The sequence below is a fragment of the Pseudomonas alkylphenolica genome, assembly GCF_000746525.1.
GTDB classification, from domain to species: Bacteria; Pseudomonadota; Gammaproteobacteria; order Pseudomonadales; family Pseudomonadaceae; genus Aquipseudomonas; species Aquipseudomonas alkylphenolica.
In genome coordinates, this window is record NZ_CP009048.1 from 2,902,541 (window position 1) to 2,923,106 (window position 20,566).

Annotated in this window: 17 protein-coding genes; 4 read left to right on the plus strand and 13 right to left on the minus strand. The window is 62.0% G+C overall.

The features are described from left to right. Positions 1 to 11: 11 nt before the first annotated feature. The 6 genes from PSAKL28_RS13180 to PSAKL28_RS13205 form a co-directional block, all read right to left on the minus strand. A complete protein-coding gene (locus tag PSAKL28_RS13180) occupies positions 12 to 1,790 on the minus strand; it encodes an acyl-CoA dehydrogenase C-terminal domain-containing protein (protein WP_038611017.1) in 1,779 nt (592 codons plus the stop codon). Beyond that, positions 1,783 to 4,257 (minus strand): efflux RND transporter permease subunit, encoded by a 2,475-nt coding sequence (locus PSAKL28_RS13185; RefSeq protein WP_038611019.1) that lies wholly within the window; start codon positions 4,255 to 4,257, stop codon positions 1,783 to 1,785. The genes PSAKL28_RS13180 and PSAKL28_RS13185 overlap by 8 nt, the downstream gene beginning before the upstream one ends. A 30-nt stretch (positions 4,258 to 4,287) precedes the next feature. Next, positions 4,288 to 5,355 carry a WD40/YVTN/BNR-like repeat-containing protein gene (locus tag PSAKL28_RS13190; protein ID WP_038611021.1) on the minus strand — a complete coding sequence of 356 codons (1,068 nt, stop codon included), beginning with the start codon at positions 5,353 to 5,355 and terminating at the stop codon, positions 4,288 to 4,290. 98 nt (positions 5,356 to 5,453) lie between these two features. After that, entirely contained in the window at positions 5,454 to 6,812 is a 1,359-nt protein-coding gene (locus PSAKL28_RS13195) for a DUF1329 domain-containing protein (protein ID WP_038611023.1), read from the minus strand. 41 nt (positions 6,813 to 6,853) lie between these two features. Beyond that, positions 6,854 to 8,809, minus strand: coding sequence for a DUF1302 domain-containing protein (locus PSAKL28_RS13200; protein WP_038611024.1), 1,956 nt, complete (start codon positions 8,807 to 8,809; stop codon positions 6,854 to 6,856). Positions 8,810 to 8,894: 85 nt separating this feature from the next. Further along, positions 8,895 to 9,461, minus strand: coding sequence for an RBBP9/YdeN family alpha/beta hydrolase (locus tag PSAKL28_RS13205; RefSeq protein WP_038611027.1), 567 nt, complete (start codon positions 9,459 to 9,461; stop codon positions 8,895 to 8,897). Between the two features lie 276 nt (positions 9,462 to 9,737). Between PSAKL28_RS13205 and PSAKL28_RS13210 the strand changes: the two genes are divergently transcribed. The 3 genes from PSAKL28_RS13210 to PSAKL28_RS13220 all read left to right on the plus strand — a co-directional run bounded on the left by PSAKL28_RS13210 (position 9,738) and on the right by PSAKL28_RS13220 (position 12,332). Continuing rightward, positions 9,738 to 10,748: an AraC family transcriptional regulator gene (locus PSAKL28_RS13210; RefSeq protein ID WP_038616616.1), complete on the plus strand. Its 1,011-nt coding sequence runs from the start codon at positions 9,738 to 9,740 to the stop codon at positions 10,746 to 10,748. Positions 10,749 to 11,205: 457 nt separating this feature from the next. Beyond that, entirely contained in the window at positions 11,206 to 11,520 is a 315-nt protein-coding gene (locus PSAKL28_RS13215; RefSeq protein WP_038611030.1) for a DUF6124 family protein, read from the plus strand. 497 nt (positions 11,521 to 12,017) lie between these two features. Further along, positions 12,018 to 12,332, plus strand: a complete 315-nt coding sequence (locus PSAKL28_RS13220; RefSeq protein ID WP_038611030.1) for a DUF6124 family protein — start codon at positions 12,018 to 12,020, stop codon at positions 12,330 to 12,332. A 136-nt stretch (positions 12,333 to 12,468) separates the two neighbouring features. Here the strand turns inward: PSAKL28_RS13220 and PSAKL28_RS13225 are convergent, their stop codons facing one another. From PSAKL28_RS13225 to PSAKL28_RS13255, 7 genes are all read right to left on the minus strand, one after another. Next, a complete protein-coding gene (locus PSAKL28_RS13225) occupies positions 12,469 to 13,479 on the minus strand; it encodes a YeiH family protein (RefSeq protein WP_038611032.1) in 1,011 nt (336 codons plus the stop codon). Further along, on the minus strand, positions 13,476 to 13,802 hold the full coding sequence (locus tag PSAKL28_RS13230; protein ID WP_038611034.1) for a Rieske (2Fe-2S) protein: 327 nt from the start codon (positions 13,800 to 13,802) through the stop codon (positions 13,476 to 13,478). Before PSAKL28_RS13230 ends, PSAKL28_RS13225 begins: the two co-directional genes overlap by 4 nt. Beyond that, a complete protein-coding gene (locus PSAKL28_RS13235) occupies positions 13,799 to 14,452 on the minus strand; it encodes a DsbA family oxidoreductase (protein WP_038611036.1) in 654 nt (217 codons plus the stop codon). The genes PSAKL28_RS13230 and PSAKL28_RS13235 overlap by 4 nt, the downstream gene beginning before the upstream one ends. Continuing rightward, positions 14,449 to 15,768, minus strand: a complete 1,320-nt coding sequence (locus PSAKL28_RS13240; protein ID WP_038611037.1) for an MFS transporter — start codon at positions 15,766 to 15,768, stop codon at positions 14,449 to 14,451. The genes PSAKL28_RS13235 and PSAKL28_RS13240 overlap by 4 nt, the downstream gene beginning before the upstream one ends. A gap of 108 nt (positions 15,769 to 15,876) precedes the next feature. Beyond that, the gene (locus tag PSAKL28_RS13245; protein ID WP_038611040.1) at positions 15,877 to 16,929 is read right to left on the minus strand and encodes a beta-keto acid cleavage family enzyme; all 1,053 of its coding nucleotides are present in this window, start codon (positions 16,927 to 16,929) and stop codon (positions 15,877 to 15,879) included. Between the two features lie 57 nt (positions 16,930 to 16,986). Then, entirely contained in the window at positions 16,987 to 17,835 is an 849-nt protein-coding gene (locus tag PSAKL28_RS13250; protein ID WP_038611043.1) for a TauD/TfdA dioxygenase family protein, read from the minus strand. 13 nt (positions 17,836 to 17,848) lie between these two features. Then, positions 17,849 to 18,829 carry a quinone oxidoreductase family protein gene (locus tag PSAKL28_RS13255; protein WP_038611045.1) on the minus strand — a complete coding sequence of 327 codons (981 nt, stop codon included), beginning with the start codon at positions 18,827 to 18,829 and terminating at the stop codon, positions 17,849 to 17,851. 194 nt (positions 18,830 to 19,023) lie between these two features. Here PSAKL28_RS13255 and pdxR point away from each other — a divergent pair, with 194 nt between their 5' ends. After that, positions 19,024 to 20,523: a MocR-like pyridoxine biosynthesis transcription factor PdxR gene (pdxR, locus tag PSAKL28_RS13260; RefSeq protein WP_038611049.1), complete on the plus strand. Its 1,500-nt coding sequence runs from the start codon at positions 19,024 to 19,026 to the stop codon at positions 20,521 to 20,523. Positions 20,524 to 20,566 lie beyond the last annotated feature (43 nt).

Below are 20,566 nucleotides of genomic sequence, written 5' to 3' on the forward strand. Positions count from 1 at the left end.
CGCAGGGACCTTCACAGTTGATCGGCGTCGAGCAGGAACAGGCTGGCGCTGCCGGCTTTGACGGTGGCGCTGAGCGACTGGATGCGCGGCAACAGGCGCGCGAAATAGAACCGCGCAGTGCCCAGTTTGCTGGCGTAGAAGCCTGATTGCTGTGTTTGCTGCAGGGCGACATCGGCCATCTGCGCCCACATGTACGCATACAGCGTGTAGCCGAACACATGCAGGTACTCCACCGCCGCCGCACCGATTTCCTGCGGGTTGCCTTGCGCACGGTCGAGCACCCAGGCGGTCAATTCGTCCAGGTTGGCGACTGCGGCCAGCAGCGGTGCGCTGAATTCGCTACGTGAGGCATCGAGCGATTCGGCGAATGCCTTGATCTGCGCAGAGAGCACCGCATAAGCCCGGCCACCGTCGGCGACCAGTTTGCGGCCCAGCAGGTCCATGGCCTGAATGCCATTGGTACCTTCGTAGATCTGGGTGATGCGGCAATCGCGAATCAACTGCTCCTGGCCCCATTCGCGGATGTATCCGTGGCCGCCGAACACCTGCTGGCCATGAACGGTGGTTTCCAGGCCCATATCGGTCAGGAATGCCTTGGCCACGGGCGTCAACAACGCCACTTGTGCTTCGGCACGGCTGCGCTCGGCAGGGTCCTGGCTGTACTTGGCCAGGTCCAGTTGCAGTGCGACATAAGTGGAAAACGCCCGCCCACCTTCGTTCAGGGCTTTCATGCTCAGCAGCATGCGCCGCACGTCCGGGTGCACGATGATCGGGTCGGCAGGCTGTTCGGCCGCTACCGGGCCAGTTGGTGCGCGGCTTTGCAGACGCTCACGGGCGTACTCGATGGCGTTCTGATAAGAACGCTCGCCCAGCGCCAGGCCCTGGATACCAACGCCCAGGCGTTCGTAATTCATCATGGTGAACATGGCGTTCAGGCCCTTGTTCAGGTCACCGACCAGGTAACCGACGGCGCCATCGAAGTTCATCACGCAGGTGGCCGAGGCCTTGATACCCATCTTGTGTTCGATCGAACCGCAACTGACCGCGTTGGCCTGGCCCAGCGAACCGTCCGCCTCGACCATTACCTTCGGCACCAGGAACAGCGAGATACCCTTGGCGCCATGCGGCGCATCCGGCAGCTTGGCCAGCACCAGGTGGATAATGTTTTCCGTCAGGTCCTGCTCACCACCGGTGATGAAGATCTTGGTACCGCTGATGCGGTAGCTGCCATCGGCCTGAGGCTCGGCGCGGGTGCGGATCAAACCCAGGTCGGTGCCGGCATGCGGTTCGGTCAGGCACATCGAGCCGGTCCAGCGCCCTTCGTACATGGGCGGCAGGTACTGAGCCTTGAGCTCATCGCTAGCGTGGTTGAGCAGCGACAGGCAGGCGCCTGCGGTCAGCATCGGGTACAGGCCAAAGGACAGGTTGGCGGCGTTGAGCATTTCCTCGACCTGGGCGCCAATCACTTTGGGCATGCCCATGCCACCGTACTCCACCGCGCCCGCCACACCCACCCAGCCATCCTCGGCATAGCGGCGATAGGCTTCGGCGAAGCCATCCGGAGTGATCACCCGGCCCGCTTCCCAGCGGCAGCCCTGCTCGTCGCCGCTGCGGTTAAGCGGCGCCACCACCTGGGCAATGAGCTTGCCGGCCTGTTCGAGAATCGCCTTGGCGGTGTCGGCATCGACCTGTTCGGCCAACGCGGGTATCCGTGACCAGATGGCCGGAATGTCGAAGACCTCGTTGAACAGAAAATCCATATCGCGCAAAGGTGGAAGGTAATCAGACATTTTGCGAACACTCTACTTCTTGGCTGGTGTGTTTTAACCGGTCGTCAGCGACGGTGCCGGGAGCAGTAACCTCGGCCTTGTTGCCAGGCAGGAGGAAATACGACAGGGCCGGAATCAGGATCAGCGCGCCAAGCATGTTCCACAGGAACATGAAGGTCAGCAGGATGCCCATGTCGGCCTGGAACTTGATCGGCGACCAGGCCCAGCCGACCACGCCGGCAGCCAGGGTGATGCCGACCAGACCGACCACCCGGCCAGTGAAGGCCACGGCGTTCTCATAGGCCTCGGACAGCGGCATGCCTTTGCGCTGGTAGTGCAGCTGGACGCTGAGCAGGTACAGCGCATAGTCGACGCCGATCCCCACGCCCAGGGCGATTACCGGCAAGGTGGCGACCTTGACCCCGATACCCATCATCACCATCAGCGCCTCGCACAGCACCGAAGTGAGCATCAGCGGCAGCACCGCCACCAGGGTTGCGCGCCAGCTGCGGAAGGTAATCAGGCAGAACACCGTGACCGCCAGGTACACCAGCAACAGCATGGTGCGGTTGGCGTCGCGCACGACGATGTTGGTCGCCGCTTCGATACCGGCACTGCCGGCGGCCAGGAGGAACTGACGGTCTTCACTGCTGTTGGCCTGGGCGAAGCGCTCGGCCACCGCGACCACTTCATCCAGGGTGTCGGCTTTGTGGTCCTTGAGGTAGGCGATCACCGGCATCAGCGAGCAATCGTTGTTGAACAGCTCCGGGGCGTTGACCGAGGCCTGTTGCGCCGCGTAGTTGAGCACGTCCTGATTGCGCTGGATGCTGTTGAGCTTGGGGTTGCCTTCGTAGGTACCGGCAGTGATCTGGCGCACCGCGTTGGTCAACGACAGCGTGGTCTGCACCCCGGCGTGCTGTTGCAGCTCCCAGGCCAGGCGGTCGGCGAGCACCAGGGTCTGGTAACGCAGGCAACCTTCGGGAGCGGTCTTGATCATCACCGCGAAGGTGTCGCTGGACAGCGCGTAATGACCAGTGATGTAGGCATTGTCGCGGTTGTAACGTGAATCGGCGTGCAGCTCCGGGGCGCCGCTGTCGAGATCGCCGATCTTCAATTGCAGGCTCAGGGCAAAGCCCCCTGCCCCCAGGACTGAGGCCACCAGCAAGGCCGCAGTCGCCCATTTACGCGTGGTAAAACGGTCGAGCAGGTCCCAGAGCTTGCCGAAGCCACGGTGTTCGGCGGCCCGCGAGTCAATGCGCAAGGCGCGCTCGGCGGCTTTGCGCCCGACACCGACATAGGACAGCGCCACCGGCATCAGCAGCAACGAGGTGAAGATCAATACCGCCACGCCGATACTGGCGGTGATGGCCAGGTCCTTGATCACCGGAATGTCGATCAGCATCAGCACGGCAAAGCCCACCGCATCGGCGAGCAGCGCGGTGACACCGGCCACGAACAAGCGCCGGAAGGTATAGCGGGCGGCGACCTGGCGATGGGTGCCGCGGCCGATGTCCTGCATGATGCCGTTCATTTTCTGCGCGGCGTGCGACACGCCAATGGCGAAAATCAGGAATGGCACCAGGATCGAATAAGGGTCGATGGCATAACCCAGCCAGGCGACAATGCCCAGTTGCCAGACCACCGCCGTCAACGAGCACACCACCACCAGCAAGGTACTGCGCACGCAACGGGTGTAGAGGTAGATGATCACCAGCGTGGTCAGTACCGCCAGGGCAAAGAACAGCATGACCTGGATCAGGCCGTCGATCAGGTCGCCCATCAGCTTGGCAAAGCCGATCACATGAATCTTGTAGGTACCCTGCGCTTCGTACTGGCTGCGCAGTTGCTCAAGCTTTTGCGAGAACGCGTGGTAGTCGATACCACGACCGGTGGCCGAGTCCTGGTCGAGCAGCGGCACGATCAGCATGCTCGACTTGAAGTCGCGGGCGACCAGGCTGCCGACGATATTCGCACGCTCGATGTTCTGGCGCAGTTGCTCGATGTCGTCTGCCGAACCCTGATAGCTGTCGGGCATCACCGGGCCGCCCTGGAAGCCTTCTTCGGTGACTTCGGTCCAGCGTACCGCCGGGCTCCACAGTGACTTCATCCAGGCGCGGTCGACGCCCTGGCTGAGGAACAGCTCATCGTTGATCTGCCGCAAGGTCTGCAAGTAAGCCGGATCGAAGATGTCGCCCTCGGTGTTTTCCACCACCACCCGCAACGAGTTGCCCAGGCCGCGCAACGACTGGCGGTTTTCCAGGTAGTTCTGGATATAGGGGTGACTCTGCGGAATCATCTTCTCGAAGCTGGGCCGCAGCTCCAGGCGAGTTACGGCCATGAACCCCAGCACCAGGGTCGCCAGCAGCATCATCAGCATGAACGGCAGTCGATGGTTGAACACCAGACGTTCCAGCCAGTTGCCGGAACGGGTGTCGAATTCGCCGAGGGTGCGGATCACCGGCAAGGTGTCTTGTTGGATATTGGCCATCAGGTTTATCTCTTGTTATGGGGACGGCAGTTATTCAACGGCGAGCGTGCGTACGCCACGTTCGCCCACCAGCACCAGCTCGGTCGCGGCATCGAATGCCGCCGCGCTGATCGGTGTGCGTGCCGTTTGCCTGATCTGGGCGAAGCTGGCGCCGTCGTCGCGGCTGAGCAGCACATGCCCGGCCTGGCTCAGCAGCCACAGCTTTCCGCTGCTGTCCAGGCTTGCCGCGGTGATGCTGTTGGCAAGACCGGTGTTCACCGGCTGCCAGTTCTGGCCGCCATCGGTGCTGCGCAGCACATGGCCACGCAAGCCATAGACCAGGAGCACCCCCGGCTTGCCGACGGCGCCAAAGAACGTACCGCTGTAAGGCGTGGTCAGGCGGGTGAAGCGCTGGCCATCGGCGTCGAGCTTGAGCAGCAGGCCTTGCTCGCCGGTGATGTACAGCGTGCCGTCGACGCTGGCCAGGCTGGTCAGGTGCAGGCCTTGCGGGTTGTCGCTGCGCTCCAGCCATGGCGTCCAGTGCTGGCCGCCGTCGCGAGTGTGCAGCAGCAGGTTGAAAACGCCGACTGCAAAGCCGTTCTGTTCGTCAGCGAACCAGACATCCAGAAACGGTTTGTCGGCGCCTTCTTGCACCAGCCGTTCAGCTTCCGCGATCAGCGTCGGCCAACGTTCGTCCTGCGGTGCGGCCTGGGCCTGGGCGCGGTAGTAGGCCAGCACCTGTTCGCCCAGCACGCGGCCGTCCAGTTGCTTTTGCCAGCTCACACCGCCATCGCCGCTGTGCAGGATCACGCCGTCATTGCCCACCGCCCAGCCCTGCTCGGCGCTGGGGAAACTCACGGCATTGAGGTCGGCACTGGCCGGCACGCTGGCCTGCTGCCAATGGCCACCGTTGTCATCGGAATACAGAATGTGCCCACGCGGACCGACAGCCACCAGGCGCGCGCCGACGCTGGTTACATCACGCAACGGGCTGGCCGCTGCCAGGGCGCTGGGCATGGCCGGCAGATCCAGCACATCCATGTAAGGTGCGGCCTGTGCCGCACCTTGAAGGGCGGCCCACGTCAGCATCAACGCGGTACAGCGCTTGAGAGAATACATACCGGGTCCTCCGGATCGCCGCTGCACGCAGCAGGCTGCTCAACCAACGATCCGGCATCGAGGGGCGATGCCGGACCGTACCTACCTTGCCTGCGAACTCAGCGAATGCCGGCGCCAGCCAGGGACTCAGGCGACCACTGGGTCTTGGACAGCGGGTCGATGTAGCGAATGCCGCCGTAAGCGCCGACCACGCCATTGAGGTTGTAGGTGCCGCCGATCAGGTCGTAAATCATGAAAGGCGTGGCGTCCGGGGTCTGTTTGTCATAGCTCTGGCTGAGGAAGGCGAACGAGCCACGGTACAGCTGACCACGGGCGTCATACTGGTCGGAGGCCAGAGCGATCCAACTGTCCTCGTCGAGGTAGAAGCGGCGCTTGTGATAGATGTGACGGGCGCCGTCCTTGAGCTTGCCTTCGACCACCCACACGCGGTGCTTCTCCCAACGCACGAACTGCGGCGCCAGATGGTTGGGGGTGATCAGCTGTTTGATGTCGGTGTTGTAGGTGAGCTTGTAGGTGTTGTAGGGCACAAACATTTCCTGCTTGCCCACCAGAGTCCAGTCGTAACGGTCCAGAGCGCCGTTGAAGACGAACACGTCATCATAGGTACCCGAGCCCGAGGTACCGGGGTTTGGGGTGTCATACGCCAGGTTCGGTGCAAGCTTGACCCGGCGCTGCCCCGGCAGGTACTGCCAGGCGCTGCGTGGTTGCACCAGCGGGTTGGCGGCGTCACGCAGCATCATTGCTTCACCGGCACGCCGGGCTGGCGCGGTGTACACCAGTTTCATCTGGTAGTAGGTGTCTTTGGAGCCGATGGTTTTGCTCATGTCCTCGTAGATCGGGTAGCTGATGTTGGCCTGACCTGTGGTGGACAGGGTCGGCACACCAGCGGAATCGACGTTCCATGAGTCGTACTTGGCCGCCATGCTCACGCCCTGGTAGCGCAGGAGGAAGTTCCACATGGCCTCGGCACCGGTCTGCGGGATCGGGAACGGAATCCCTGGCAGCACGTTTTCAACCGCGGTACCGCCTTCCTTGCTGTGCGCACCGACAGCATTTTTTGCGGTGTTGTCCAGTACCGGCTGGGGCAGCGCGACGGTGCGATGGGTCGGGTAGACATCCACCGAGAACGTCGGGAAGCGCTTGAGCAACTCCTGGGTGGTCGCCGTCAGCTGGCCTTTGTACTGATCAGCGTTCTTGGCATTGATGACCATCAGCGGCTTTTCGCCGGCAAACGGGTCGGGACGCATGCTGTCGCCGCTCTTGAAGCTGGCGGGTGGGGTGACCAGTCCGCCCTGATAAGCAGGAATGGAACCGTCGGCATTGGCGGCGCTTTCGGCGCCGATACGGGTCAGGCTGGTGCCGAGGCGGGCTGCCTGGTCGCTGGATACTGCGGCCTGGGCGCAATGGATTGCTGCCAGTGACAGGCAGGTGGCTAAAAGTGTACGCATGTAATTCATGATGATTGTTTTCCTGCGTGATGTCTGAAGGAAGACGTGACTCAAAAAGTGGTTTTTACGGTCAGGTACAGCGCGCCACGGTCCTCAGTGGTCGCCCCGCCGCCAGAGAAAGAGGCATAGCCTCCGCCGTAGCAGGTGTAATCCTGCTCGCCGTCCAGGGCATTGGGAGTCGTGCCATCGGTCTGGCCGTTCTTGCACGACTGCGTCTTGCCAAAGCTGTCGACATACTTGAGGTCGACGAAATACTGGTTGTAAACCGCGGCGCTGACGCCTACCGCGTAGTTGCCGGTGTCTTCGGCGCCACCGCCCTGCACCGGCGAGACGCCATCGATACCGACGTTGACCGACAGCGGCATGCTCATGTCGACGCCGGGCATGACCTGGTACCAGGTCGGGGTGAAGTTGACGGCGATGCCCCAGTTGTCACGGGTCGGTTTGTCGATCCCGCGGTAGCTGCTCTTGCCCTTGTACAAGGCCTCGTTGTGGCCATCGAGCTTGAGCAGGTTGCTGTAGAACAACTCGCCCAACAGGGTCGCGCTATCGAACAGCGGCGTATCGGCGATGGTCATCAGGCCGTTGAGGGTCCAGTGCAGCGTCTGGCCGGTGGCACTCAGGCCGTCGCCGTCGCTGGGCACGTCAGTGATCACGCCACTGCTCGGCAGGCGTGGCGGCAACAGACCGAAGCCGCCAGCCAGGCCGCCTTGGCCCGGGGCACTGACGATGGCCGGAATGCTCGCCAGCGGCATGTTGTGGCGGATGTTCAGGTCGCTGCCGACACTGATGCCGGCCACGTCTTTGGACAGACTCAGGCCATAGACATCGATGTTATCGGCGTAGGCAAACTGGTAAGAGGCGCTTTGCAGCGAGTTGTAGAGGTTGCCGACGGCGCCCTGGCGACCGGCAGGCGGGTTGCCGAACGGGCCACGGGACACGGTCAGGCCGCGGGTATCGAGCCAAGCCTGCGGGAGGATTTCCGAAGTCTTGCGGTAGTAGAAGCCCATGGTGCCGCCCAGCCATTCGGGCGACCACTTGGCCATCACGCCCCAGTCACCGCGTTTTTCCGGGTTCAGGTCTTCGCCGCGGCGAATGCTGGTCAGCGCACCCCGTACCGGGATCAGCCCGGGCGTGCCGGTGTGACCGAGGAGGAAGCTCTGGGCGCCCTCACCCACCACATCGGAGCCGCCATAATAGGTGCCCGCTTCCGGCAACCGGGCGGCATCCCATTCGAAGAAATACTGCGCGCCGATGGTCAGTTCCGGGTTCACCAGAAACGAGGTGGACAGCTGGTTGCGCGGTACGAACAGTTCCTTGGCCTCAGTGCCAGGCGACGCTGCCAGCTTGGCCAGGTCGAGGCCGGACTGGCCATAGCTGAGCGAGTGCACCGGGTTGAGCAGGGTTTCGCCCCAGAACAGGTTGTGCTGACCCAGCTTGCCGCTCAGTTGCGAGCTTTCGCCGACTTCGGTGCTCATGAACACGAACGCATCGAGCACTTCGCCAGACGGGCCGGTGTAATAGCGTTGGGCATAATTGCTCAGGTGTGGGCTACCCAGCGGGGTGCCGGTACCCGGCAAACCATTAAGGCTTGGAACGATGCCGGAACTGTCACCATTGCCGTTGACGAACGGGTTGGAATTGGAACCGGTGTTCTCGTAAGCCTTGTCATACCAGCTGGCGGCGCTGACGCGAAAGCCCATGCTGCCCTGGTAGATCACATCCAGCTCGGTCAGCAGGTCGACGCGGTTGGTGATGTTGGTACCGGCCTTGCGGAAGTTGTAATCGCCGTCGTTGTTGTTCGGCGTTGCCAGCATGCGCTTGTCGGCGCTTTCGGTGCGTACGCCGTAGTTGTACTTGACGGTGTTGTCCAGGCGCACGGCCCAGTCTTCGTTACCGGTATCGACTTCGAACGCATGCGCGCCAGGCAAAGCGAGCAAACTGATGGCACAGGCCAGCAGACGGCGCTGCGACGGCACAGCGCATTGAATGCGGTGTTTTGGCATTACGATGACTCCACGAATTGTTATTTTTGTTATCGCCGCCCGACTTGTGCGGGCGTTGGTCAAGCGTCCGTGCGCGACGGCAGGGTTAACAGTCCAGCATTTGAATGAAGGTTTCGGCCTGGGGCCAGGGACCGAACCCGGCAGCCGGGTTCAAGTGACCGACCGCGCCGAGCAATTCCAGGTCGCTGCCCCAGCCTTCGGCCATGGCGGTAACCGCCTCGAGGCTGGCCAGGTGATCGTTGCTGCTGGCAGCAACAATGCTCGAGAACGGCAACGGTGTGATCGGCAGCGGCGCCCAGCCATTGGCGCGCAGGGTGTCCGGGCTTGGGTAGGCAGCAGGCCATTGAGCGTTCAGGTCCGGTGGCGCCGCCAGCAACGCGCCTTTGATCGGCCGGTCGTAGCGGGCGGCCCAATGGGCGACCATCAGCACACCGGCGCTGTGCGCCACCAGCACGACTTCGCCGTCGATCTGCTCCAGTTCGCGCTGGATCGCTTCGACCCGGGCGTTGCAGTCCAGGCCATTGACCTGCAAGGGCGGTACTGAGCGCACATTGGCCAGGCGCGCCTGGAGCAGGGTCTGCCAATGCTCGGCAACATGGTCACGCAGGCCGGGGACGATCAGGACGGTAGCGGCGGTATGCAATCTTTCCACGTCAGCACCTATGCTCAAGTCAGTCAGCTCACCACGTTGGGGGAGCGCTTGAGAGTCACAGTAATCACCCCTACCCCCGGGTGCTTTACATTGAACGTCAGTGACTTCTCATTTGATGACACCGATGCGGGCAGCCGTCCGCTACGCTTGAACAGTGGGCAGATCGCTCCGGGAGAGGGGCAGGAAACGGCTTTTCATTTGATGACACTCAGGCTATAAAAAGCGACCCGCCACAGAAGCGGGACGCCTAATGAGAAATGCGTGGAAAACAATAAAATGACCGCCCTCGTCCGTGCTGCAAGCTTGACCAACTACCTCGAAGTGTCGCGCCACGTGGGGTTGAACCCGCACGCCTTGCTGGCCCAGGTCGGCCTGAGTGCCGCATTGCTCGATGATCCGAACCAACGTCTTGCGGTTTCAAGCGTGATTACGCTGCTGGAGGAATCGGCGCGGGTCAGTGGTTGTGAGACCTTTGGCCTGCGGATGGCCGAATTGCGTCAGTTGTCGGACTTTGGCGAGATCAGCCTGTTGCTCAGTCACCAGCGCACGCTGCGTGATGCCTTGCTGGTGATCGTGCAGTACCGGCATTTGCTCAATGATGCGCTGGCGATTCATATCGAAGACGCGGGCAAAACGGTGATCATTCGTGAAGAAGTGGTCAGCGACCTGCCGCGCGGCAGTCGTCAGGCTACGGAGCTTGCGATCGGGGTCATGCGGCGTCTGTGTGCGGCTGTATTGGGGGCTCACTGGCATCCGATCAGTGCCAATTTCACCCACAATCCTCCGGCTGACCTTGCCATTCACCGGCGGATATTTGGTTGCAAGCTGGTGTTTGGCAGTGAGTTCAACGGCATTGTCTGCCCTGCGGCCGATCTGGATGCGGCCAATCCGCTGGCCAATGAGGCGATGGCGCGCCTGGCCCAGCGTTATCTGGATACGCTGCAGGCCGGGGGCAAGCTGTCGCTGGAGCTGGAGATGCGCAAGACCATTTATTTGTTGCTGCCTATGGGGCGGGCCACTATCGAGCAAGTGGCGCAGACCCAGGGGATGAACGTGCGGACCTTGCAGCGGCGGCTGGAGGAATGTGGGGTGACGTTCAGTGATTTGATCAACGGGGTGCGGCGGGATCTGGTGATTCGTTATCTGGAGAATCCCAGTTATTCACTGGGGCGGATTGCGGATATGCTGGGGTATTCGATGCCTAGCTCGTTTACCCGCTGGTTTATTGCGCAGTTTGGGATGCCGCCGGCTGCGTGGCGGGTGCAGCATGGGGTTCAGCAGCGTTGAGGGTGGGAGCGGGCTTGCCCCGCGATGAGGCCCTCTGACTTGTGGTCATATCCATTGGCGGCGGTGGCGCTGAGTCACCTTGGCAAATGGATATGTTCAGAAAATGCGGGGCAATCAAAGGCCTCATCGCGGGGCAAGCCCGCTCCCACCGGGCAGATCAGATTTCACTGACTAGCCAGCACCTGGTCCTAGGACCTATCCTACGCAATCTGTCGGCCTCAGTAGCTTGCCCGGGGAAGGTCTTCACACTAGGCTCGCTCGGTCACTGAATATTCAGTGATCGGGTTTGGCGACCCGGACAAGTTAAGACATCACCATGACGCTTTATGGTGGCTGTGCGCGGGAGGGCTTCGGCCCTGCCGGGTTCCTAACTTACCGGTTCGCCAACCCGCGTACAGCTGCCACCCATTTTGTTTGGCGACGAAAGTGTGGCGGCTCCACAAGTTAGGAGTTGACCATGAAAAAGCCCGTCCCCGACCCTCCCAGCCTGCACCTCATTGAAACGCTCGAGACCGACGTCCTCTGTTGCCCGGAACATCCACCCCTGTTCAGCGTACGTGCCGGCGTCAGTGCTGAAGATGCGCTGGTGCATGCTTCGTTTTACCTCAAGTGCGCCCGTACCACCGTTATCGAAGCCGTCCGCCACACCAACATGGTAGGACGAGGCCTGGCCTGGTCCACCCAGCATTCGGTGGAGATGGCCATGGCCCTGCTTGATGCGTTGCTTGATGCGTTGCTGGATGGGCTGGAAGAGCGACAGATGCCAGGTTGATCAGACTGCTGTAGGAGCGGATTTATCCGCGATGGACTGGAAGCAGTCCCATCTTCTGCGGCCGCGCTGCGACCAAGTAACCCGCCGTAAGGGCGGAAAGGTGACTCAGCGCCACCACCGCCCATGGATATGCCCGCAAATCCGAGGGCCTCATCGTGGGGCAAGCCCACTCCCACCGGGCAGATCAGATTCCACTGACTAGCCAGCACCTGGTCCTAGGACCTATCCTACGCAATCTGTCGGCCTCAGTAGCTTGCCCGGGGAAGGTCTTCACACTAGGCTCGCTCGGTCACTGAATGTTCAGTGATCGGGTTTGGCGACCCGGACAAGCACTCGTGTAGTTCCCAGTAAGTCGTCATGTGTTATGGCGGCTGTGCGCGGGAGGGTTTCGGCCCTGCCGGGTTTCCGAGTGTTCCGGTTCGCCAACCCGCGTACAGCTGCCACCCATTAGTTTGGCGACGAAAGCGTGGCAGCTCCTTTTACACTCGGAGTTGACCATGAAAAAGCCCGTCCCCGACCCTCCCAGCCTGCACCTCATTGAAACGCTCGAGACCGACGTCCTCTGTTGCCCGGAACATCCACCCCTGTTCAGCGTACGTGCCGGCGTCAGTGCTGAAGATGCGCTGGTGCATGCTTCGTTTTACCTCAAGTGCGCCCGTACCACCGTTATCGAAGCCGTCCGCCACACCAACATGGTAGGACGAGGCCTGGCCTGGTCCACCCAGCATTCGGTGGAGATGGCCATGGCCCTGCTTGATGCGTTGCTTGATGCGTTGCTGGATGGGCTGGAAGAGCGACAGATGCCAGGTTGATCAGGCTGCTGTAGGAGCGGATTTATCCGCGATGGACTGGCAGCAGTCCCATCTTCTGCGGCCGCGCTGCGACCCTTCGCGGCGGTCCGGCGTTCCGGTAAATCCGCTCCTACAAAAGATAGGCGCTCCCACCCTGTTACAGCCCCCAGTGCATCAACGCCAACACCAACAGCACCAGAAACACCGTCTCCCCGACCATCAACGCAATGGGCTTGAACCCGACCTTGGCCAGTTCCTTGAGCTGCGTCTTCATCCCCAGAGCACTGATAGCCACCACCAGACACCAGCGCGACAGATCATTAACCCCGCCCTGGACCACAGTAGGCACCCACCCCGTACTATTCAGACAGGCCAGCAACACAAACCCCACCGCAAACCACGGCAACAGCGGCGGCCGCTGCCCGGAGGCATCATCCCCTGCCCGCCGGGTAATCATCGCCGCACAGACAATCACCGGCAGCAACATCGCCACCCGCATCAGCTTGACCACCGTGGCAATGTCCCCCGTCTCGGTGGACATGCTATACCCCGCCCCCACCACCTGCGCCACATCATGAATAGTGGCGCCAAGAAACACCCCGGCCTGCGGCGGTGACAACTGCAACCAATCAGCAATCATCGGATAAAGAATCATCGCCAGGGTCGACAACGCCGACACCCCGATCACCGTGAACAGCGTCGCATGCTCCTTCTGCCGGTGCGCAGGCAGCGCCGCAGCCAGCGCCAACGCCGCCGACGCGCCACAGATCGCCGTCGCGCCGCCCGTGAGCATACCGAACAGCCGATTGAAGCCCATGGCCTTGGCAACCACCATCGACACACCAATGGTCACCACCACAATAATGACCACCAGCGCCACTGGCTTCCAGCCAAGGCTGGCGATCTGCTCCAGGGTAATACGCATGCCCAGCAGCGCCACACCGATGCGCAGCACCGTGCGCGCGGTAAATTCGATCCCGGCCTTGCAGCTGCCGTCAGCAGAGAGAAAGTTCAACGCCATGCCCAGCAACAGGGCAAACAACATCACCGGCGCATCGTAATGCTCGCTGAGAAAACTCGCCGCACCCGCCGCGATCAGGCTCACGACGAAACCTGGTGCAAGTGCTCGCACCCGGTTGTTAACGGCGGCAATTGCCATGGTGCTCATTGGCCGGACTCCTCGGACTCGATCACGATAAACAGCTGCTCGCCCTGCCACTCGACCGGGTAACTGGCAACCTTGAGCTGGGTGGAATTGAGCAGATAACCACTGGCCAGATCGAAACGCAGGCCATGCGCGCAACACTGGATCACCCGTCCATCCAGGCGCCCGCCACACAAAGACGCACCCTGGTGCGGGCAGCTGTCGTCGATGGCATAAAACACATCGGCGACGTTGAACAGCGCCAGGCTCTTGTTATCAAAATTCAGCAGCACACGGCTGCCGCGCGCCGGCACCTTGGCCAGCGGTACGGGGTATCGGTAACTCATGCCAATGCCGCCTGGCCCAGCGCTTCACGCATGCAGCCGAGCAGCACTTCGGCGGGTTGAGCACCGCTCACCACCAACTGCCGGTTGAAGCGAAAACAAGGCACACCCTCGCCTGTGTAGTCGTCTGCACCGATAAACGGGCTGGCGTCACCGCGCAGGCAATCGGCGACCTGCGCCGGACTCAAGCCGCAGTCCTGAGCGATCTGCAGCAAGGTGACCGGATCGCCCAGGTCCTTGCCCTGCTGGAAGTAAGCCGCAAACAGTTCTGCCAACAACGCCTCGACACGCTCCGGTTCGCCCAAGGCCACCGCACGTTGCAGTAGGCGGTGGGCATCGGCGGTATTGGGCATGCGGCTGATACGGGAGAAATCGATGTTTACGCCCGCAGCTTCAGCGACCGCGCGTACCTGAGCCTGACGCTGACGCACCGCCTCTTCGCTGCCCAGGCGCTTGCGGTAGAAGACTTCGAACGGCTGGCCAGTCCTGGCCATATCCGGCAGCAGTTGCACTCCCCGCCAACGCAGGTCGACCTCAACTTCAGGCTGTTCAAGGCGCAACTGCTCAAGCGCACGCTGCAAATGACGCTGGCCAATCAGGCACCAGGGGCAGATGAAGTCGAAGAACACATCGATGGATAACGTTTGTTTCACGGTTTTACCTCTTGGATCTGCCCCGCGTCAGGTGCTGGTTGCACCTTCCCCTCCAGGCGAGCCATGTCGCTGTGGTAGTGGCGCTTGGCAATAAAAAACACCGCAGCGGCGCCGATGCTGATCAGCGGCACCAACTGGAACGCGGCATGCAGGCCTATCAGATCGGACACCCGACCGGTAATCAGCGGCCCGGTGGCCAGGCCCAACAGGTTGTTGGACAGGGTCAGGGTGGCAAAAGCGGTGCCATGCACCGAATAGTGGGTCAGGTTGGCGACCATGGCGCTGGACGGCCCGTTGGTGCCGACGGCAATCATCATCCCCAGGCAGATCAACACCAATTGCCCAGTGCCCGAGGGCAGCGCAAAGGCCACCGACAGCAACAGACAACTGCCCAGGCAATAACCGATCGCCAGGCTGATTTTGCGGTCCGGACGCTGGCGGCCCAGGCGGTCGCAGAGCATCGCGCAGAGAATCGTGCCGATTCCGCTGCACAGCACGATGATCGCGGCGACTACCCCGGCCTTGTCGGTGCCCATGGCGTAGTAGCGGTTCAGGTAGCTGGGCATCCACACGATTACCGTGCCACCTACAAACAGTTGCAGGCCACTGGCAACATAAGCGGCAATCACCGAACGGCTGCTATACAAGGTGCGCAACGGACGGCTTACCTTGCAGGGTACCGTCGAGCGTGGCGGCGAGATCTTCGCCTCCTTGACCAGCAGTGGGTACAACAACGCCAGCATCAGGCCGAAAAACGCCATGCCGGCAAATGCCCAGCGCCAGCCCAGATGCTGGGCCATGACCCCGCCCAGGGCCATGCCCAGCACCGAGCCGAACATGCCACCGGCCATGAAGGCACCGGCCAGGGTTGCGCGCATGTCGCGCGGGAACACCGCGACCACCACGGCGATGCCGACGCTGCCATAGGCCGCTTCGCCAACACCCACCAGAAAGCGGGCAACAAACATCTGCTGGTAGTTTTCCGCCAGGGCGCACCCCAGGGTGGCCAGGCTCCAGAGCACGGCCATCAGCACCAGGCTTTTGACCCGGCCAAAACGGTCGGCCAGCAGAGACAGGGGAAAAGTCAGCAGCCCGACCATCAGCGCAACGATACCGCTGAGCAGGCCGAGCTGGCTGTCACTCAGAGCCCATTCGCTCTTGAGCAGGGGAAATACCGCGTTGAGCACCTGGCGCGACATGTAGTCGGAAATCAGCAGGCCAAAGGTCAAGGCGAAGACAATCCAGGCATAACGCCGTGGAATGCCACGTGAAGTGTCGGCACCGTCATCTGCGGCGCTGGCGATATAGGCGGCCATGCTGCCTCCTCTGTTGTCTGGCGTAAGTCTTGTTGTTATCAGAAGCCTGACTGACAGCGCTTTGGGCTGGGATGGGTCGACCCGCCGTCACAGGCCGACCCTGTCCGGTCAGCCGCGCTGCGGTACACCCTTTTGGCCCGGCAGGCGGTTAGGCGCCATGCCGTTGGCTTTGAGGGTTTCTTCGATGCTGCTGTACTGCTGGCCGATGCGGTAAATAGCACGGGCTTCTTTACCGTTGGCGATTTCACGGCCCAGTTCATGGGCAACGCGCACGGTCTGCTTGATCTGCTCGACCGAGCCGAAGCGCTTGCCGCTGTGGTCGATGATGGTGTCTTCGTTGCCGCAGCGTGGGTGCAGGCCCATGGCCAGGGCCATGGTGTTGAACGGCAGCACGTTCTTGAGCAGCGATTCTGCGGTCAAGGTGCAGCCATCCGGCGCGCGGTGGATGAAGTTGAAGAAGTTGAACGGATTAGGGCCGTCGAAGCCGCCACCGATGCCGATCCAGGTCAGGTTCAGCGGGCCCATGTAATCGCCGCGGCGCACGATGCGCTCGAGGGTTTCCAGGGCATGCATGCCGGTCAGCTGGAAGTGCGGCTGGATGTTGCTCGCCTGCAGGCGGCGCAGGTGTTCGCAGACCCAGGCCGGGCCGGCCGGTACGGTCATTTCGCTGTAGGCGGCCTGAATCGCCGGGTTGGCCAGGGAGGTGCCTTCCAGGTACTCCGGATACAGCAGCTCCATGATGTTCATTTGCGTGGTGTTGATCGCCACGGTGACCTGGTCAGGCTTTGGCGTGAGCTCAGCGAGCATGTGGCGGGTGTCATCAGACAGCCATTTGGCCGCTTCGCCGTCGCTTTCAGGGGCGAAGGAAATCGAGCCGCCCACCTGGATGATCATTTCCGGTACCGCTTCGCGCACACCGGCAATCAGTTCATTGAACTTGGACAGGCGCTTGGAGCCTTTGCCATCGAGTTCGCGTACATGCAGGTGAAGCACAGTGGCGCCCGCTTCATAGCAGTCAACGGCCTTCTGGACTTGTTCGTCCATGGTCAGCGGAATGTCTTCGGGAAAGTCCTCAGGCATCCATTCCGGGCCGTAAGGGGCAACGGTGATTACCACCTTTTCCATGTTTTCCGGGTGCAACGAATCATCGAAGAATTGCATTCTATGGTCCTCGGTCTTGTTATTGTCTTGCTCCGCCAGGTAGCGGATGGCTAATGCTTAGAAGGTTCGGTCGCCCTTGATCCCGGCGCGTTCCATCTTGCGATGGCAGGCCGGGTAGTCCATGACCGCGTAGTGTTGGGTGCTGCGGTTATCCCAGATCGCGATGCTGTTGGGCTTCCAGCGCCAGCGCACCTGGTATTCGGGCAGGTACGCCTGGCTGATCAGGTAGCGCAGCAGATCGCCTGCACCCGGGTTGGCGTCCTGGCCAAAACGTACCCGCTGCGGGGTGTGGTAGTTGGTGAAATGGGTGGTGAAGGCGTTGACGAACAGCACCTGCTCCCCGGTTTCCGGGTGGGTGCGCACCACCGGGTGTTCGGCGTCGGGGAACTGGGCTTTGAGCGCCAGGCGTTTTTCCATCGGCATCGCCGCACCAAAGCTGGCTTCGATGCTGTGCCGGGCGCGCAGGCCTTCGATCTTCTGCTTCACCTCATCCGGCAGGTTCTGGTAGGCCAGCACCATGTTTGCCCACATGGTATCGCCACCCACCGGCGGGCACTCCACGCAACGCAGCACACAGCCCATGGGCGGCGCTTCGCGCCAGGTGGCATCGGTGTGCCAGGCGTTCTCGTAACGGTCGGCAGGTTGGTCCGGGCGCTTGTAGATCTGCACCAGGCCCGGGTGGTCCGGGTCGCTGCCGGCTACCGGGTGGTCTTCCAGCTCGCCGAAGCGCCGGGCAAAGGCCACGTGCTCGGCGCGGCTGATGTTCTGGTCGCGCAAAAACAGCACCCGGTGCTTGAGCAATTGCGCACGGAGCTGGTCGAACAGGTCGTCATCGTGAACCGCATCCGCCAGGTTAACCCCGGACACCTCAGCGCCGATGGCGCAGGTCAATTGTTCGATGTGCATGCTACAGCCCTCTTCAGATGACGAAGATCGAAGAACCGGTGGTTTTGCGTGCTTCCAGGTCTCGGTGCGCCTGGACTGCATCCTGCAGGGCGTAGTGCTGGTTGATTTCAATCTTGATGCGGCCGCTGCTGACGTGATCGAACAGCTCACCGGCAAGGTCGGCCTTCTCCGCCGGGTCGGCGATATAGTCAGCCAGCGCCGGGCGAGTCAGGTGCAGCGAGCCTTTCATCGCCAGGATCTGCGGATCGAACGGCGGGATGGTGCCGGACGCAGTGCCGACGCAAACCATCAGACCACGGCGCTTGAGCGAGTCAAGCGAGGCCATGAAGGTGCTTTTGCCAACGCTGTCGAACACCACGTTGACGCCTACACCGTCGGTCAGCTCGCGTACGCGTTTGGCGACATCTTCATGGCTGTAGTTGATCGTGTGGGTGCAGCCATGGGCCTTGGCCACTTCGGCTTTGGCTTCGGTGGACACGGTGCCGATCACGTTGACGCCAAGCAGGCGCGCCCACTGCGAAACGATCAGGCCGACACCACCGGCAGCGGCGTGCAGCAAAATCGTGTCACCTGCTTTGAAGTCATACAGGCGGCGCATCAGGTAGGCCGAGGTCAGGCCGCGCATGGTCATTGCCGCTGCGGTTTCAAAGGCGATGGTTTCCGGCAGCTTGACCAGCGCCGCGGCACCGATCAGACGGTCGGTGCAATAAGCGCCGAGCGTGTTGAGAAAACCGGTGTAGGTCACGCGGTCGCCGACCGCCACGTTGGTCACCCCCTCGCCTACCGCCTGGACCACACCGGCCGCTTCCACGCCCATGCCGTTGGGCATCGGAATCGGGTAGGTACCGTTACGGAAATAGGTGTCGGCGTAGTTCAGGCCGACTGCAACCTGGCGCAGGCGGACTTGCCCCGGACCAGGCTCGCCGACTTCGACGTCTTCATAGCGCAATACTTCGGGACCACCGGTTTCATAGAAGCGTACGACTTTGGCCATGCTTGTCACTCCAATCATCCATTCGGACGCGTTGCGTCTGTTTTTGTTGATTGGACTCTATGCGCAACGCCTGCAGGGTGCTTCGCATCCAGCGACAAGGTGTTTTCATTTGATGACACAGCGTGCGCCGCTGGCTGCCAGCAAGGGTTTCTCGTACGATTACCAGGCCTTTTTCACCTGCCAACGAGCACCCAATGAAGTCCCCCTCCGGTTTGCTGCTATCGGGTATTGAGCTGGATCGCGACAGTGCCACCCCGCTTTACCGCCAGCTCTACCTGCAGATCCGCAAACAGATCCTCACCGGGCGCCTGCAAGGCGGCATCCGCCTGCCGTCGACGCGCACCTTGAGCCAGGAGCTGAATCTCTCGCGCATCACCCTGCTCAATGCCTTCGATCAACTGATCGCCGAAGGCTTTCTGGTGTCGCGCACCGGTGCCGGGACCTATGTCGGTGACGAGTGGGAGCGCTCAGGCCAGGGCAGCACGCCGCCAACAGCTGCAGCGCCGCGGCTGTCTGACCTCAGCCAATCGATGCTGTCGTTGCGCAGTCATCATTTTCGCGGTGTGTCCTACTCGCACTACAGCCCCGATACGCCAACCTCCTTTCTGCCCAGCCATGGCGCATTCGAAGCCTTTCCCCAGCTTGTCTGGAAGCGTCTGATCAGCCGACATGTGCAAAAACCGAGCAAGGCGATGCTCGGCTATGGCGAGTTGCAGGGCCTGGAGGATCTGCGTCGGGCCATCGCCGACTATGTGTTCGATGCCCGCGGCATCGACTGCAGTGCCGACCAGGTGGTGATCGTTTCCGGCGCCCAGCAAGCCTTCAACCTGCTGGCCATGCTGCTGCTTAACCCCGACGATCCGGTATGGATGGAAGATCCCGGCCATATCGCCGCACGCATCGCCTTCCAGGCCCACGGCTGCCAGGTCGTGCCGGTACGTATCGACGACCAGGGCATCGATGTCCAGCAAGGCATCGCCGACAGCCCCGACGCCCGCCTGGTGTTCACCACCCCCTCGCGTCAGCACCCGCTGGGCGTGACCCTGAGCCACGGCCGACGCCTGGAGCTGATCGAATGGGCCGCGGCCAACCAGCGCTGGGTCATCGAAGACGACTGCGACAGCGAACTGCGCTACAGCGGGCGGCAATTACCGGCGCTGTATGCCATGGACCAGAGCGATCGGGTGATCTACGTCGGCACCTTCAGCAAAGTGCTGTTCCCGTCGCTGCGTCTGGGCTATGTGATTCTGCCGCAGGCCTTGGTCGAGCCGTTCTGCACCATTCGCGCGGTGATGGACCGCAGTCCGCCCACCCTGCTGCAGGCAGTCACTGCGGACTTCATGGCGGAAGGTCATTTCATCGGGCATATCCGGCGCATGCGTGCGCTTTACCAGGCCCGTCAGCTGTGCCTGCTGGAAGTACTTGAACGCAGGCTTGGGCACTTCTTCACGATTGCACCGGTTGAAGCCGGCATGCACCTGATTGCCTGGCTGCCGCAGCACCTGGACGACCAGGAAATCGCCCGCCAACTGGCCCAGCACGGCGTCCACACCTACGCCTTGAGTGACTACTGCCTGCAGCGCTACCTGCCCCCTGCCCTGTTGATTGGTTTTGCCGGCACCGCACAGGAGCAGGCCGAAACCAAGGTCGAGGCCCTGGTGCAGGCGCTCAAGGCCATGGGGCAGCCAGTATAGCCGTCGGCCAGTGGCCTTATCATTTGCTTCGTAATGGATCTAT